Below are 16,791 nucleotides of genomic sequence, written 5' to 3'. Positions count from 1 at the left end.
TGGTTGGCAGGGAATTATAAATAAAGAAAATAACAAAAAGGCGATGAAGTGCTTTTCCTTCACCGCCTTTCTCCTAATATTCTATATAAATCTACAATTTATACATTCATTGCATTGGCGCCTAAAGCTCCCAATATGGCGGAAGCAACAGCTATCACTACCTTCAAAATCTTGTCCCAAACGTTCTTTTTCATAGTTTTAATCTTTCAAAATTAGTAAATACATCTTATCCTAACGGGTTCTCTCCCTGGTCACCGTCGGAACCGCCACCGGAATTACCACCATCACCGGCATCATCCTTACCATCAGTAACCACTCCCGTCCATTTCTCAAACTCCACACCCTGGAGCAGGGCACGCGTAGTGCCGATGGCAGCCGGGCGCGTATATTCCGGAGTAAACTGGCAGCGCAAAGCAGTCACCTGATTGGGATTCACGTCTTCAGATTGGGCCACTCCCTTACCTCGCGTACGGGCCTTCATGGTGAATGTGCCCAGGCCATCCAGACGCACCGTACGGCTGTTCAGCAACTGGCTCCTCATTACCGTCATCAGGTTACGGATTACATTATGTACGTCACCCGGAGTCAGGGAAGACTTCTCGGCAATCACCTCAGCCAGCTGTTGTGCATCCACGGCTCTTCCCACTTTCTTCAAACTCAGATGCCAAAGTTTGGCACCTTCTTTCGTCGCCAGAGACGACTGTCTTGCATAATAAAATAAAGGCATACTTTCTTTCTCCTTTTTACATTTTTAATTCAACATGGTTTTTAATCTCGTATTGTTGATCAACAATGCAAAGGTGAGGATATATTTGCCTGTAAACAAAGAAAACAGCCTCGCTGAAGCTGTTTTCTGAGATAAGTTCATAAAGTATTGATTTACAAGCTGACAGATTAGGCAAGCCAACTTAATCAAGAAAAGGAAAGCTTATTTCAAATTGATTGATGTAATCCAAAATACCTCTTCATGAAACAGATATAAATAAGACTTAACAAGAGGATGGTACATAGCAGATACCAGTAGCCTGAATCCAAACACATTATATATCCTACGACTATGATTGCCTGCACTGCCATGTAAATAGAAGAAACCATTACATGAGGAACCTTCAGCTCATTTGCCATAATCTGATACAGATGTTTGCGATGCGGCAGCCCGATATTCTCATGAAGCATTAGGCGGTGAATGATAGTCAGTACACTGTCAACACCATAAACGGATAAAAGGACAATCCAACTGAAATCTTCCGTTTCAATGATGAGCCTGCCTATCAGGAAAAGAAGGATAAAAGCGATGCTCACAGAACCCACATCACCCGCAAAGCATTTGGCACGCTTGCGGAAGTTGAAGAAGCAGAAGACAAGAACAGAACAGATAACGGTATATATGAAATCCGCTTCCACAAAAGTAACCACCTCCTTATTGATATAAGCCAACGCAGCAAGAATAACCAGAGAGTAACCGCCGGTTATGCCGTTAATGCCATCCATAAAGTTGTAGGCATTGATGATGCCCGTACAGACTATCAAGGCTATGACTATCCACCACCAAGACAAGGAGAACAGTCCCCACTGATAAAACATCATAGCCATGGCAGAGAAATGAAAAAGCAGCCTTGTCATCTGTCCGGTGGATTTTATATCGTCCACGAAGCTGATGAACGTCACCAGTGTCAAGGCAAGCAGGAACCAGGGATATTCAAAGCCACTCGTCAGGAAATAGGCCAACGCCCCGAAATAAAAGATAATCCCACCACCGCGTAAAGTCACTTTCGTATGGGAACTGCGCTCATTGGGCTTGTCGATGATATTGCACCTATCAGCCACCCTAAAATAAAAAAGTTCTGCCACGAATAACAGAACTAAAATTATCAGATAATACATAAATACAAACTTATTTTACTACTTCAAACTGTCTGCAACCTGTTTTAAAGACTCTTCAAAGCTTACCAGCTGATAATCAAATTCCATCTTACTCATCTTTGGATTGTAATAGTAGGTCGCAAACATCTTATTTATAGGCTGCAACACAAAGCTACCCAACCACACAAACGGGTTCAGCAACTTGGTTATCCAAACCTTGTGACCAGCAACCTTAGCGAAGTAACGGACAATCTCCACCGTATCAGCCAACTCGCGATTTTGCGGATAAAACGTACCCTCCAACTCACGTTCAATCGCCTGCTTCACAAACTCAGCCAAATTGTCAATATAGAGCATCGAACGCTTATTGTGCCACTCTGGAAATACCGGAGTCTTACAAGCCAACTTCGCCAAACGAGGGAAATTCCCCTTCGCATTTGGACCATAAATCATACAAGGACGAAGGATACAGATTTTCATCTGATTTCCACCTTTAGTTTTAGCAGAATCTTCCTCCTGATTTTTAACAAGATCCCACAGTCCATTCTCTGCCTGTAACTTCGAGTCACCATAGAACCCATTCGGAGCCGGTTTCGTTTCTGCCGTCAAGACTTCAGCCTTAAGCGACCGGCTTTCATGAAACACTATCTGGCTCGACATAAAGATAAACTGCTTCACGCCCGTAGCCTTAGCATGTTTTGCAATCTCAATCGTTAAGTCACGATTCACCTTATAATAAAGCGGCTCCATTTTCGGATCTGCATTTACATGTGCAATACCAGCCACATGAAAGACCACATCATACTTTGTATAATCAGCCTTCTTCCAGTTGTCGTCCATCGTATCCACCGCATCAATCTGATACGATGAGTCCTTAGACAATATATATTTTCTGACGCTCTCGCCCACATAGCTACCAGCGCCAGTTATTAATATTTTCTTCATTCGTTCAATTAGTAGAGTTTCTCTATTTCTTTCCAAACCAATCGGCTGTCAAAGTTCTCAACGACCCACTTTCGTCCATTTCTTCCATCAATGACATTTTCCTTACGAATCATATCAAGCTTTCTCACCAAATCCTCAGGAGCAATATCCACGAACAAACCTGTCCTACCGTCAATAATCGAGTCACAACAACCTGTTACACGAGTCGTAATGACAGGTTTCTCCATCGCCTGCGCCTCCAACACACCCGTAGGAAATCCCTCACGATAAGATGCGAGTACATACACATTCATCAACGAATAGTAATACTCCATACCGCCATTGATAAAGCCTGTGAAAATAATACGCTTATCATTCTTAATCCGTTCCTGAATGTCCTTAGGCAAAGCATCCCTCACCTCAAACATGCCTACAAGCAACAACTTGCAGTTATCCGCATCCTGCAACCGGTCAAAAGCACGTACCAGTTCAATAATGCCCTTATCACGTACCAAACGACCTGAATAACCAATTACAAAGTTACCCTCCTCAATGCCATACTTTGCTCTCAATGCAGCAACCTTCGTCTGATCAATAATAGCGGGATTGAAGTGATTGACAGTATCCACTCCATTGCATGTACCCTTACCTAAAATGATTTGCTTTTTTGCAGGAGCCAAATGATTTTCAATACTCCTTCTAAGCACAGATGGACTTACACACACCACCTTAGTTGAACAAAACGAAGCCAATCTGTCCACCGTCATCAGTATGAAACGTTTCAATCCATAACTAGTCTCATACACCAATCCATGACGAAAGTAAATGCGATTAGGCACACGCATCAACCAACCCGAAATCATAGCTAGTAACCCACCTTTAGGCGTATGCCCAACAATGATATCAATCTTTTGTTTTTTGATAAACTTGCAGATATTCCGTATCGAAGTAAAATCCTCTTTTATCGAGATACTTCTATTCACAGGAGTCTCAATATACGCGAATCCTTGCTCCTTAGCAAAGTCTGCCAAATACTCACTCGGACTGCAAGCTACATTCATATTATAACCCTTTTCTTTGAAGTATTTGAACTGATCTCCGATGAAATATGGAAGAACGAAATAAATATTTACTACATGTAGAATATTCATTTTTATAAAGCAACATATTTTTACTTACCTTCTTGCCACTTTCTACAATCCTTGAAGAAGCTAATGACAATCATTGTGAGAAGAATCCCTACAGGGAAAGCCGCAATAATGGTTACGCCCTGAAGACTATAGAGGGAATTCTCAGCAAAGAGAAGACCGATAGGAAGAAAAATGAGCAAAAGCGCCCAAAATCCACGAATCTTGCGTGAAGGTTCTTCATCGGCAGCAATCTGTTTGTAACTGTAAGATGAAGTGACATATGTGATGCCATCAAGTGTAGTACTATAGAAAGCAATCATAGTAATCACAAGCAATATCAAGGCAACTGCAGGAAGAGGGAGCGTGTCAAAAATCATCAGAATGGCATCGTACATCTCACCACCATTGCTAATGAAGCCAGTCACATTAAGACCATACTTCATTTGCTGAGCAAGCCCGTAGTTACCAAGAATAATAAACGACATGTAGGTTCCTGCGAGCCCCCAACCAAACGAACCGAAGACCGTGTTGCGGATAGTACGACCCTTTGAAATCAAAGCGATGAAGAAAGGAGTTGCCACACACCAAACAAGCCAGTATGCCCAATAATAGACAGTCCAGTTCTGAGCAAAACCGTTTTCACGAAGAGGATCCATATAAGTAGAGAGACCGATGAAGTTCTGAATGAGGTTGCCCAATGATTGGAAGCCTGTTTCAACGATATAACGAGTTTCACCACCCAAGAAAAGGAAGTAAAACAAGATACCGAAAAACAGATATGAACAGATGCCTGCAAGTTTGCTGATACCAGTCACACCGAAGAGTACGGTAATCGTGTAGATAGAGCAGATAAGCAGAAGCACACAGATGGTGATGGCTGTATTGACCTCAAAACCGAATACCGAACCCATAGCTTTGGTAAGCAGAGGAGTTGCCAACGAGAAGGTAGTAGCAGTAGCACATACCACAGCAAAGATGGCAATCACATCAATCATCTTACCCCAGATACCATCCACTTTATCGCCAAGGAGCGGACGGCAAGCCTCTGAGAAACGCTGTCGTTCACGCTTGCGAACATGCATCATGAAGCCAAAACAAACAGCAAGAATCACATAAAAGCCCCAAGCCAAAGGTCCCCAATGAAATAAAGTGAAAGTAGGAGCCCACATCTGCATAGAGCCCTTTTCTACTACATGAGTTTCTGCGCCATAGAGTGCCCACTCAATAAGTGAGTAAAACATGATGTCGGCTGCCATAGTGGAAGTGAAGATCATTGTACCCCACTTGAAGTTACTGTAAGCAGGCTTGTTTAGATTTCCAAATCTGATGTTTCCATACTTTGGCTTAAGAGCTACATAGAGTGCACAAGCCACACTACCAATAGCAAGTATAGGATAATAGAGTCCGATGGTATCACCCAAAAATCCCCTCATTATATCGACTACTGATTTTGACTTATCGGGCACTATCATAAATACTGCCATCAATGCTATAACTATAGCAAAGGGGATTAGCATCGTGCTCCAATCAATTTTTCTATTTTTGACTTCCATCTGTATACTATCTTTTGATGTTCTTTAAGTTCCTTATCGCGCGATTGTAACGGTCGTATCCGTAGGTCCCAAAGTTATCTCCCTTTGCCTCCTTGATGATTGTCCATTGTGCCCAGAGGTAATCCCAAAGAATCATATAACAGAGAATCTTTTTAAAGGAATTCTTCGGTACATTTCCGTTAAAATACTTGTCAAGAATGTAATCCTGATTTTCTTTCGTAAAGTCTGCTTCTATAAATAGAGCTGCAAAATCTGCCATCGGGTCGTTCATACCTGAGTACTCCCAATCAATGAGGTAGATTGTTCCATCCATTGCCTTGATGAAGTTCTCGTAGAGAGCATCATTGTGACATGGGCAAAGTTCTACACCCAATTCATTTAAATAGCCTTCAAGTGCCATCACCTGCGGACGAACCTCCTCCCATCCTTCATACATTATAGCCTCTGCCTTTTGTATCAACAGGTCGTACTTTTCTATCTCCTGAAAAATATTGAACTCGTTCTTCAGCCGAATATGCGAACCATGAACCGTCTGATAAATCTTGGCTATCTTCTTCATATTGTCATGACGCTGGATAGTAGCGGCATTGAGGGTTTCAGCATTCTCTACAAAGTCTGCCAGTTTAATTCCGGTCTTTGCATTGAAATAGCGAATCTCCGGAGTCACACCCATCTTGCAGGCTTCGATAGCATTAAATTCTTCGTTAGCACGCTCCACCATTCCCTCCGAACCATTTCCTGGAACACGAAGTACATAACTCTTACCTTCGAAATTCACTCGGAAGTTCTTATTGCTCATACCGCCAATCTGTATGATTTCAACCTTGCTGACATCTTCTCCTGAGAAGATGCTCTGCAGATGCATCATCAGGTTATCGTAATCAAACGGATCTTCGCGTCTTCTGAGACGAGGATAAATATCGTTCTGTAACTTCTTAAAATCCTCTTCACAATCCACATCGCCCCAAATGAGATTCTTGAACATTATGACAGGACGATCAAGCGGATCGGTCACATCCATCAGCAGATACTCATAGTTAAGATACGGATTGCTGGCATGCTCCCAGGCTTCAATCAGATGCTTATAAGTGTCCAGGCTGATACGGCTCACACCTATCATCTCACCCTCAAAATGGCACACACGATGGCGATCTTTTGTTATCTTGGTAGCAAAACCATTCTTTGTTTCCATAAAGCACTCGTCGCCCGAACCACTTTCCTCAGTCATTGAGAGACAATTGCCTTCGGTTCTGGCAGCGAGTTCCTCCAGAACTCTTCTGCCATAGAAAGTATCGCTTTCTATAAGCAGAAAATCCTCTTGGATATCATCTTTTGCCAATGCCAGCGAACCCATAGATGCCGTAAACTCATAGTCCTCATTTTTGATGAGTTTTACATCTTCAGCTGCATATTTCTGGAACATTTCAGCTTTGTAGCCCACCACTAACACAATATTACTGAAATGGAGGTCGCGAAGGATTCCCAAAGTTCTGTCAAGCAAGCAAAGACCTTCGGCAAACGGCATCAGAGGATAGGGTATTTCAGAATCCTTCTCACGTCTGGCTGCAAGTATTACGGCAGTTTTCATATTCTCTTAATCTCTACACCTTTTTCGGAATTGTATTCGTATGGGATTTCACCTACCATAAACCGGAAGTGCAGGTAGTCGCCCTTGTGCCTGATATTCTTAAAGGCATAAACATCTGCCTCTTTCACCTCAAGCTGTTGGCAAATCTGCTTAACTACCGACGAACATGTATCATCTTTATAGCTTTCGTCAAACTGGCGCAATTCGTCAAGCGAATCAAACTCAAGAATCTCCCCTTCCTTATAGCGGTTGATTCTCATCTTTGGCAGTTGGTCTATATAACGGATATAGACATCCTCCCAATAGCCTTGCTTGGTTTCTTCGTTCTTGTATTCCTCAATCATAATCTTACGGAAAGCCTCCGAGAACTCATGATTGAAAAACACATGCCCTACCATATACCAAGCATCACGACCGCCAATCTTTACTTCGGTAATCTGACCGTTGTCATTGGTGGTCAGACAATATTCACCAGTTTCGCCTTCTGCATAGAGAGCAGAATAATAACTTTCAGCCGATTCCTTTACGAATACATTATCTGGGAAATAGTTATCTGAACTACACACGAACGTATTATCCAGTTTTTCGATTACACGTATTACTGACGAAGTATTGTTGTAACAAGCATAATCTTCGTTGCACACAATGCTGACGCCATACTTCTTCTTGAGATAGGCAAACATTTCTGCCTTATACCCCACAACGAGAGTGATGTCTTCAATGCCAGCCTCTTTCAACTGACAAATCTGGCGCTCAATGAGCACCTCACCTTTCACCTCCAGCAATCCTTTTGGACGTTCAACAGAGAGTGGTACAAAGCGCGATGAAGTACCCGCAGCCATAATGATGGCATTACGTTTTGTCATTAGAATGAGATATTTGCAATGAAGTTGATGTATGGCTTATCAAAAACCGGATTGTAGATATACTCTGCACTCAGAGGAAGCGTCCATCCATTTTTGAAGTTTACATTATAAGTATATTTCAGGTCGATGTTGCAGACTGCGAATTTCTTTTCGTAATTGGTGTAACAAGACCTAGTTGGTGTCATACCAACAGCCAGCGAGATGCGGTTGTTATTGAGGAAATCGTAATAAGTACCAATCTCCAGATAGGTAGAGTATGCCTGCTTCAGATTGCCATCGGCATCCTCGTATTTGTCATCATCGCCTGCAAAAAAATTACTGGCAGTAATCCAAAGAGGTACTCTCTCAGGAGTATAGGTGATGCAAGCCTCTAACCAGTGACCATTGTGCTTACCGCCAAAGTACTCATCGCCCTTACTTCCAATAGTAGGGTAATAATAGTCGTTGAAGGCAACGGTCAAGCCCTTCCAAGTATAGCTCAAACCAAGGTCAACCTCTGCATATTTACCATTAAAAGCATAACCACCCATGGCGTATACATAAAGACCATTCCAACTATAGTTCACACAAGGGAAAAGCACAGGTGCAGACTCCTCAGGAATCATCTCCATACCTCTCCACATATACTTGGTCTGAAGATCAAGGCCCAAGTGGAAGTTCGAAGCCTTTAGCTTTGCGCTCCAGTTGTTCCTTGCAGGAAGCCCAGCCTTTGCTACTGGAGTTGATACGGTTTCCTTAACAACAACCTGTGCGATATAGACTGTATCATGAACGTACACGACTTCCTGTGCGAAAGAAGCAATCGAAATTGTTAGCAATGATAATGTAAGAAAAAACTTTCTCATTTCTACTGTAAATATTTATCACTAATTATATTATTTTCAATATTTCCTGATTACTAAGTGGTCGTTCAATAGAATAAGTTTTTTTGCTTCGCATTGCCTTTTCATTTATTACGATATTATCTGTCAAGACTCTATTTAGAACAATTCCAGTAAAAAAAACGCCAAAATAATCCAAAGGGAACACTCTTTACCTGAACTTCCACTATTTTTCTGCAGGTACCCTTATACCATTTATAAAAATGTTGTAAGAGACGTTATTCTTTGAACAGAATGAGTGAAGAAACATTCCATGAGGGACGGCCTCAGTTTGGTACTGAAAATAAAATCTTTCAAGAGCTTCGCTATATACATAAGTGTTAGATTTTATTTCCTACAAAGATATAGATAGCATTTTGAAGCCCTAATTTGAGTGCTTACTTAAATATATATGTCAGCCTATTTTAAGCACTTAAAAAACAAATGATTAACATTTTCATAATTGCAATACTCTACATAGACGGCATATATCCAAACAGGCTCTAAAAAAGAAATATTATTTCTCCCCTATTTTGGTATATTTATATCCCATTTTCTCTATATCAACTCTATTCCAAATATTTCGACCATCCACAATCACTTTCCCCTTCATCACTTTATCAATAACATTCCAAGCAGGTAAACGGAACTGTCTCCATTCTGTCATTAATAATAATGCATCTGCTCCGTCCGCACAATCATAAATATTAGAAGTATAAGTCACTGAATCACCTATTCTGCGTTTACATTCATCCATGGCAATGGGATCAAATACTCTAACTTGAGCTCCGATTTTCAATAATTTATCAATCACGACCAATGCCGGTGCTTCCCGCATATCATCAGTTTCCGGTTTAAACGCAAGACCTAAAAGTGCAATAGTCTTTCCTTTCAAACAACTTTCAGAAACCTGTTTCAAGGAATCTTCAGCGGATATTAAAGCTACAAGTTTTTCATATACGATACTCTTCTGCTTCTCATTAACTCGTTCTACAGCTTCAATTATTTCCATGTGGTAACCATTCTCAACACCTGTATGTATCAATGCTTTAACATCTTTTGGGAAACAACTTCCACCATATCCACAACCTGCATAAAGAAATTTTTGTCCAATACGGGCATCTGCTCCAATTCCTTTACGCACACTATCCACATCAGCCCCTACCCTTTCACAAAGGTTTGCAATATCATTCATAAATGAAATGCGTGTTGCAAGCATTGCATTGGCTGCATATTTAGTCATTTCTGCACTGGGAATATCCATAAAAATCACCCGAAAATTCTGAAGCAGAAAGGGTTTATAAAGCTTAGTCAAGATCTCTTCCGCCCGCTTACTTTCTATTCCAATAACTATGCGATCCGGACTCATAAAATCCTTAATGGCAGCACCCTCTTTCAAAAATTCCGGATTACTTGCTACATCAAATGGAATTTGCAAACCTCGCTTGTCCAATTCTCCTTGAATAGCCATTTTTACTTTTTGAGCAGTGCCTACAGGAACTGTGGACTTTGTTACAAGTATAGTGTATTTATTAATATTCCTTCCAAATTCACGAGCTACCGCCAATACATATTGCAAATCAGCAGAACCATCTTCGTCAGGTGGCGTTCCCACTGCTGAAAAAACAACTGCCGCCTCATCAATGACATCTGATAAATTTGTCGAGAAGTTCAGACGTCCATATTCTACATTACGTCGTACCAACTCTTCTAATCCAGGTTCATAAATGGGCATCTCACCATTCTTCAACTTTTCTATTTTATCTATATCAACATCAATACATGTTACCCGAACACCCATTTCCGCAAAACATGTACCGGAAACCAATCCTACATAGCCTGTGCCTACAACTGCTATATTCATAATTACATTATTTTATAAAAAAAATACCTTATACAAGAAAAAAACATCCAAAAAGAAAAATTTCTCAATCCAAACCGATATTCTCTATAACGGAAGAAATGCTTTTGCCAAAATGTCATATTCTCACCATTTTTACAATAGAATTTATAAAGTCCCAGTTTCCTATTTGCCAATTTCGTAATAGAAGGAGCTTCTTTATCCACATGTATAATCTGAAGAATATCCGTCAGATATATAGCCTTTGGTTTAACTTTAAGCAAACGTGTCCACATATCCCAATCTTGATTACAAGGCATCTCTACATCAAAACCATTTGCTTGAAGTATCAATTCTTTTTTTACCAAAACTTGATTTCCCACCACATTACACCACAACAAATCATATAGAGAGAAACACCGATCTTTAAAAAAATAGCGAACAATCTTCTTTCTATTTTTCTCATCACAAATTACCCCGGCAGAACATACAAAAGCCACCTCATCCGACATCGCAGCCATCATTTTCTCAATTCTCTCCGGCACAAATTCATCATCATCATCCAACCCTGCAATATACATTCCATGAGCTTGGCTTATTCCATAATTACGAGCAGCACAAGCTCCCCGATTAGGATCTGGCAATGCATAATAAAAAAGATTATCATTCTTCTCTATCAACTGCCCGATTTTTTTTGCAGTATCATCAGAAGAATGGTCATCCACCACGATAATCTCTATATTTCGATAAGATTGGTTTATAACAGAATTAACGGCTCTTATCACATTATCCTCACGGTTGTGTGTTGTGACAATTACACTCACTAATGGTTCATTCATAACTATTCGAAAGGATATAAATACTCTTCCAATTCTGATTCTATAAATTTTATTTTCTCAAGTTCCTTAACATACATAGATTTCTTCCAAAGCATTGTATTGTTAATCGATCTTGAAGGCATGAACTTGGGATCTTTACTATGCAGTTTCTCATCAAGATTCAAAAAATGATTTACACGCTTTGAAAATTCATCGTAATGATAAATAGCGTCTTCGAAACGAATTCTCAATACATTTTCCGAATCTTTTTCTCGATTGATTTGTTCACGCTGTTTACGATATAACACCACAAATTTATTTACATCCTTAGGTACCCAACCCTCACCCCAGCGCACAACATTTTCCAAATAATAATCACGAGGATCACGATCAACCACTATTGCTTTCATCTTTTCAAAATAATCGAAATAACGGTTGATGCCAGTAGGCGGTAGCAATTGATCAAAATAAATATAATCATATTTATTAGACGGATCTATTACTTCACACAATGCTGTGAGATACCATTTCACACATTCACAGAAATATACTTTTGTTGGAGAAGAAAAATACATATCTCGATGCGGAATATAGTGCGCAATATACTTACGGTTTCCACCTAATAATCTCATGAAATGAGGATAGATTTTATATAAAAGATAAGACTTCCATCGAGGCGCCATCACCAAATATTCTCCCCAAAAACCATCCCATGTTACATCCAACAGTTTCGATAGGAAATCATAAGATATTTTTTTAAATTGCCCATGGAAAAATTGTTCATATCTCTTATTAAAAATATCGCCCGCTTGCCATTCCACATAATTGATGAAATTCTGAATAGCAATATCAGAATTCAATCGATGATAACTATTCACCAATGTATCTTCCAACGAAGTTACTCCACCAAAATCTTGAAGAAATCTAAACTCAAAATCACCGAAATTATTAATATTCTCAAATTCTGATAAATAATCGGTCACTACACCCGACCCTGAACTTCCAAAGCTAGCGCACGATACTATTTTGTAATCTTTCATTAACACTACATTTTATATTAATATAGATTCAGTAAAAAGGCTTCCACTCTTTCTAATATCACTTCCGGAACAAACTGTTTACTTTTCTCCAATGCCAAATCTGAATATTTTCGATACATTTCTTTATCGGAAAGTATGCGATATATATTTTCTCCCAATGCCTCGAAATCATCAATAGGAGAAACAAGCCCATACTCACTATTACCCAATATCTCACGTACCGATGTGTCCGATGACACTAATGGAAGTCCAAAACTACCCGCTTCAATCAATACGGTAGGTAATCCTTCTGAAAAACTGGAAAAAGCGAACAAATGTGCTGCTGCATAATAATTCTGAGGTTCTGGCTGGTTACCCTCGAAAAAGCAAACATCTGCCATTCCATTCTCTACAGCAAAAATTTTAAGTTCCTCTTCAAGTTCCCCTTCACCTACCATCAACAAATTACACGAATAATGGTATTTTTCTCTAATATATGCCATGGCCTTGATGAGGCTTTTATGGTTTTTTGGAGGAGATAACCTTGCTACCATCAATACAAAATCACCATATTTATCTCTCAATTCACTTATCTTCTGTTCATTCAAAGGTTTCTGTCTTATAAAAGAAGGATTATAAATTTTTTCAATATTCAGATGAAGGAACTTATTGAAAAACAAGACCTCTTTTTGACAAACATCGGTCAACACCACCAGATTCTTTATTTTCATATATAACCTTTCAAAACCTGGTACAATTACCATATAAGAATAAAGCCCCCCATGCAACCAACAACACTTCTTTTTCGCTTTCAGAAAGTCATATGCAACAAAAGACAGATCATTCAAATGACCAGAGAAAGCAATTGCCACATCATATTTTCTTCTAGGTGTTATGATGCATTTATAACCAAACAAAATAATCCTCAACAATAAAAAGATTATAGGAAAAGCATATTTCCCCCACCAATATTGCTTGGCAACCCTCCAATACGCTTCAGGGCAAAGTGCCAAAGGCAACGGCATATTTTTTATTTCACAATCTTCAGGCAATTCATTGACTATTTCATCCGTTTTTTTAGGATTCAGAATATAAACATCCACTTCATAGCCACGTGATTTTAATAAATGGATATAATCTATCCCCACGCGCTGAATGCCTCCATAAAACATAGAATCAAAAACAAAAGCAATTTTCATTTCATCTAAATTTACTAAATATTATTTCCGAAAAGATGTTTCTAACTCCATAGCCCTATCCGCATCTTCTATACGCTGCTCCACTATGTTTTTCTGATTTTTGTCAAAACGATGAAATATATCAGTATATGGATACCAACGATGATAACATTTCAATCCACTTCTCACATAAGACAAATCTCCTGCATAATAATTGGCATTAGGCAATATAGGAAGGGTGAAAAAAAAGACAAAAGCCAATAAGTTTTGCGGCAAGCGTAAACGGTATAAAGCATCAACATAATAAAGTAACATATAAAAAACGATATAATTTATCATACGTCCCGCAATAGCAGTATTGGCAACCATTGTTGTAGCAATGAAAAAATAAAGCATATAAATGGGGTCATATTTATCTATTTTGCCAAGCAACTTCTTTCTATTGTAATAAACTAAAATAAATGGAAATAATACATACTCAACAAACCGTAATATTTTCCCATTAATGTTCATGCCCAAACCTTGATAATATTCAAACTTCTGAGCAATAAGAGGATTGACAAATAAATCATTAGTGTCCCGTTAAAAATGGGACGAGTTAAACAATTAATCAAATAGCCCCGGAATCAGGGGATCATTTAGATCTTTGACATCATTGAAATTAGTCTTGTCGAACAGGTCACGCAAGTGGGTTTTGTCAGTCAATGATATGCTGAGAATTTGCAAAACTTCATAGGTTGAACGTTTCAACTTCATATCATGTTGGACAATAGCCACAAGACAGTACGTGATAATAGCCACACTGATTTGTATGCGAACAGCGTTCTCTGTTGTGCCCCAGAATTTCTTTATCTTGAGATGCTGCTTGAGCCATTTGAAGAACAGCTCGATTAACCATCTTTTCTTATAAAGATTGGCGACATCCAGTGCCGAAAGTTGTTTTGCATGCGTCAAGAAAGTGAACTCACGGTCATCCTCTTCGTCGTAATATCGGACGAGTCTGAATGACTCAGGATATTTTTTCTCGGAGAGATATCCGGTCAGTTTCACTTCCGCATCTGTCATTATGTTCTTTGGCATTCTTCGCTTCCATTTGACTGTCTTATACTTTAAGTTCGTCTTGGCTCTGACAACAAAGAAAGAGTCTGTAAGATGTATCCTATAGAGTTCTTTAAAGGAGTCATAAGCCCTGTCGAATATATAATAAGCATTTGGTTCATAATGGATTGAAGACATCGCTGTGGAATCATGCTTTGATGCAGTGGTTACAGTATAGAAGGCAGGAACTTGTGCTTCAATGTCGTATAAGACATGAGCTTTCACCCCTCCTTTCTTGCTTCGGAACTTTGCCCATGGGAATGTTGCAAGACACAACGGAATCGTTGTTGAATCAAACGCATATTTCTTTCCGGAAATGTCAAGGATGTTGGTCGTCCGCTTCTCGCAGGCTTCCTTCATCATATAGAATGCAAAGTCTTCGAAGATTCTGTAATCACGGTTCTGGTTGGCTGTCGCAAGAGTTGTCTTGGCTATCGGTTCACGACCTAAACCAAGATGATATTGCTTGGCCCTATGAGCCTCGAAAGCAACGATTAAGTCTCGCAGGCTCTCACGGTTACTCAGTTGTCCAAACATCATCGCGAGCATCTGATTCCAGCAAGTGAAATGTTTCACATATCTGTTGCCATCATACTTGCGAACATAGTTGTTGAACTGAGTCCTGTTCAGAAAAGCGGTTAATTGAGAGAATACGTATTTGTCTTGGAACATAGCAGCTATTTGTATTAGACTGCAAAGTTGCAAAATCAAGTCCGTTTCATTTCAAAAAACCGTGTAATCGACTATATTTCAATAATTTCAAAGAACTATTTATCCACTTTTACGGGACAGTAGTGTTTCATAAATATTAAACATTATCGTAAGCACTCATTGCAATTTATCTATTCACTCCAAAAAAAATTATACGGCATAATTCCATCTGTGGATAAATATCCTATAAAGTATATATGAAGCCTAAGTAAAAGCCACATCACACACAGTTGAATAGCTATATTATATAATGATTTGTTCTTTTGACGAATGTAATTAAGCCAATAAGGCAAGAATATAAGCGTTAATGGCATAAAATGTATGTGTAAGCGACCGGTCGCTGTAATAAAATATGCAAGTAAGCGAATTATAAAAGCCGCCATTGTAAAACACACCATCATGTCCCCCCAATGACTATGTATTTTTTTTCTTAATATATAGCAACTTGTAAAAAGACATGGAAGATAGTCTATAAATAACGCCAAACCTATTTGACCAGACGATTCATTTCCTAAGATATAATCCTCATATCTATTCAGTAAGACAATATAGTCACCAAGCATTCTTGTTCCTGCAACGATTAAAAGTATTACGCCTAATGCACTAAAATAAGCTAAGGTTCTATTCTTTTTATATACGATTAATAGACCTAAAGGTAAAAATAGCACTATTGATGAATAGTGCATAAATGTTGTGACTAATATACGTATTGAGTATTGTTTGTATTTCTCATTCACAAGTAATGGAGTACTCCAAAGAAGAAAAGAAGCAGCAAGAGTAATCCGGATTAAATTAAAGCTATGGAAATAATAGATACAGACAAACGCGGGAATTGCTACTGCAAGACATAGACTATTATAATATTTTTTTAACGTCTTAAACACAAAATACATAATAAGTGCAGAAAATATAAAGATAGCAACATGCCTTGAAAAAAAGATAGTTCTTAATATAAACATGAAGATTTTATACAGTGGCTCTGTAGTTGAATCATCATTGAATACAGCTGATAATGACGTTGCATTTTCAAATGTCTGTGAATATACAATGGTATCTATCCCTACCCATGACCCTCTTAACCCCATGAATAATAATAATATCATGTGGATAATCAGAAAACATCTACTTATTTTATACTTACTGCCACATCTACTTGCATTAGTAACGAACCTGCGCTTATCACACCACCATGCAGCAAGGAAAGATATAAACACGATGAAGAGATATAGATACATAGTACCATCATCCCATGATCTATAATGTGTTTCTCCTCCCCACCAAAACGCATCATTGTCAGCCTCAAATGTCTTTCGATAAATATCAAAAAGCATCAATAAACCTAT

Annotated in this window: 16 protein-coding genes and 1 pseudogene; all 17 read right to left on the bottom strand. The window is 39.0% G+C overall.

The features are described 5' to 3' along the window. Window positions 1-98: 98 nt before the first annotated feature. Window positions 99-194 carry a smalltalk protein gene (locus H1A11_RS04685; RefSeq protein ID WP_005828262.1) on the bottom strand — a complete coding sequence of 32 codons (96 nt, stop codon included), beginning with the start codon at window positions 192-194 and terminating at the stop codon, window positions 99-101. Between the two features lie 32 nt (window positions 195-226). Further along, window positions 227-727, bottom strand: coding sequence for an HU family DNA-binding protein (locus tag H1A11_RS04680; RefSeq protein WP_119979531.1), 501 nt, complete (start codon window positions 725-727; stop codon window positions 227-229). Window positions 728-933: 206 nt separating this feature from the next. Next, window positions 934-1,884, bottom strand: a complete 951-nt coding sequence (locus H1A11_RS04675; protein ID WP_181757784.1) for a glycosyltransferase family 4 protein — start codon at window positions 1,882-1,884, stop codon at window positions 934-936. A gap of 18 nt (window positions 1,885-1,902) precedes the next feature. Next, window positions 1,903-2,808 carry an NAD-dependent epimerase/dehydratase family protein gene (locus tag H1A11_RS04670; protein WP_009036932.1) on the bottom strand — a complete coding sequence of 302 codons (906 nt, stop codon included), beginning with the start codon at window positions 2,806-2,808 and terminating at the stop codon, window positions 1,903-1,905. 8 nt (window positions 2,809-2,816) lie between these two features. Continuing rightward, window positions 2,817-3,938, bottom strand: a complete 1,122-nt coding sequence (locus tag H1A11_RS04665; protein WP_009036931.1) for a glycosyltransferase family 4 protein — start codon at window positions 3,936-3,938, stop codon at window positions 2,817-2,819. Window positions 3,939-3,958: 20 nt separating this feature from the next. Then, window positions 3,959-5,434, bottom strand: coding sequence for a BCCT family transporter (locus tag H1A11_RS04660; RefSeq protein WP_227212733.1), 1,476 nt, complete (start codon window positions 5,432-5,434; stop codon window positions 3,959-3,961). 43 nt (window positions 5,435-5,477) lie between these two features. Next, window positions 5,478-7,058, bottom strand: a complete 1,581-nt coding sequence (locus H1A11_RS04655) for a phosphotransferase (RefSeq protein ID WP_009036929.1) — start codon at window positions 7,056-7,058, stop codon at window positions 5,478-5,480. Further along, window positions 7,055-7,924: an NTP transferase domain-containing protein gene (locus H1A11_RS04650; protein ID WP_009036928.1), complete on the bottom strand. Its 870-nt coding sequence runs from the start codon at window positions 7,922-7,924 to the stop codon at window positions 7,055-7,057. Before H1A11_RS04650 ends, H1A11_RS04655 begins: the two co-directional genes overlap by 4 nt. Next, window positions 7,924-8,769, bottom strand: a complete 846-nt coding sequence (locus H1A11_RS04645; protein WP_133303531.1) for a hypothetical protein — start codon at window positions 8,767-8,769, stop codon at window positions 7,924-7,926. Before H1A11_RS04645 ends, H1A11_RS04650 begins: the two co-directional genes overlap by 1 nt. Before the next feature lie 176 nt (window positions 8,770-8,945). Beyond that, a pseudogene (locus H1A11_RS19695) lies at window positions 8,946-9,136 on the bottom strand (hypothetical protein); the annotation flags it as partial. 165 nt (window positions 9,137-9,301) lie between these two features. Next, window positions 9,302-10,648 carry a UDP-glucose/GDP-mannose dehydrogenase family protein gene (locus H1A11_RS04640; RefSeq protein WP_181757782.1) on the bottom strand — a complete coding sequence of 449 codons (1,347 nt, stop codon included), beginning with the start codon at window positions 10,646-10,648 and terminating at the stop codon, window positions 9,302-9,304. A 2-nt stretch (window positions 10,649-10,650) separates the two neighbouring features. Further along, window positions 10,651-11,463 carry a glycosyltransferase gene (locus H1A11_RS04635; RefSeq protein WP_009036925.1) on the bottom strand — a complete coding sequence of 271 codons (813 nt, stop codon included), beginning with the start codon at window positions 11,461-11,463 and terminating at the stop codon, window positions 10,651-10,653. Between the two features lie 2 nt (window positions 11,464-11,465). After that, window positions 11,466-12,482, bottom strand: a complete 1,017-nt coding sequence (locus tag H1A11_RS04630) for a hypothetical protein (protein ID WP_009036924.1) — start codon at window positions 12,480-12,482, stop codon at window positions 11,466-11,468. A 17-nt stretch (window positions 12,483-12,499) separates the two neighbouring features. Further along, window positions 12,500-13,660: a glycosyltransferase gene (locus H1A11_RS04625; RefSeq protein WP_181757781.1), complete on the bottom strand. Its 1,161-nt coding sequence runs from the start codon at window positions 13,658-13,660 to the stop codon at window positions 12,500-12,502. Window positions 13,661-13,681: 21 nt separating this feature from the next. Next, window positions 13,682-14,152, bottom strand: a complete 471-nt coding sequence (locus H1A11_RS04620; protein WP_181757780.1) for a hypothetical protein — start codon at window positions 14,150-14,152, stop codon at window positions 13,682-13,684. A 93-nt stretch (window positions 14,153-14,245) separates the two neighbouring features. Beyond that, window positions 14,246-15,409: an IS4 family transposase gene (locus H1A11_RS04615; RefSeq protein ID WP_181757779.1), complete on the bottom strand. Its 1,164-nt coding sequence runs from the start codon at window positions 15,407-15,409 to the stop codon at window positions 14,246-14,248. Window positions 15,410-15,579: 170 nt separating this feature from the next. Continuing rightward, complete coding sequence (locus tag H1A11_RS04610; protein ID WP_138298235.1) at window positions 15,580-16,779, bottom strand: EpsG family protein; 1,200 nt, start codon at window positions 16,777-16,779, stop codon at window positions 15,580-15,582. Window positions 16,780-16,791 lie beyond the last annotated feature (12 nt).

It is taken from the genome of Bacteroides sp. CACC 737, from assembly GCF_013874375.1.
GTDB classification, from domain to species: Bacteria; Bacteroidota; Bacteroidia; order Bacteroidales; family Bacteroidaceae; genus Bacteroides; species Bacteroides uniformis.
The sequence above is the reverse complement of the archived record's forward strand: the minus strand, read 5'-3'. Positions and strand labels throughout refer to the sequence as shown.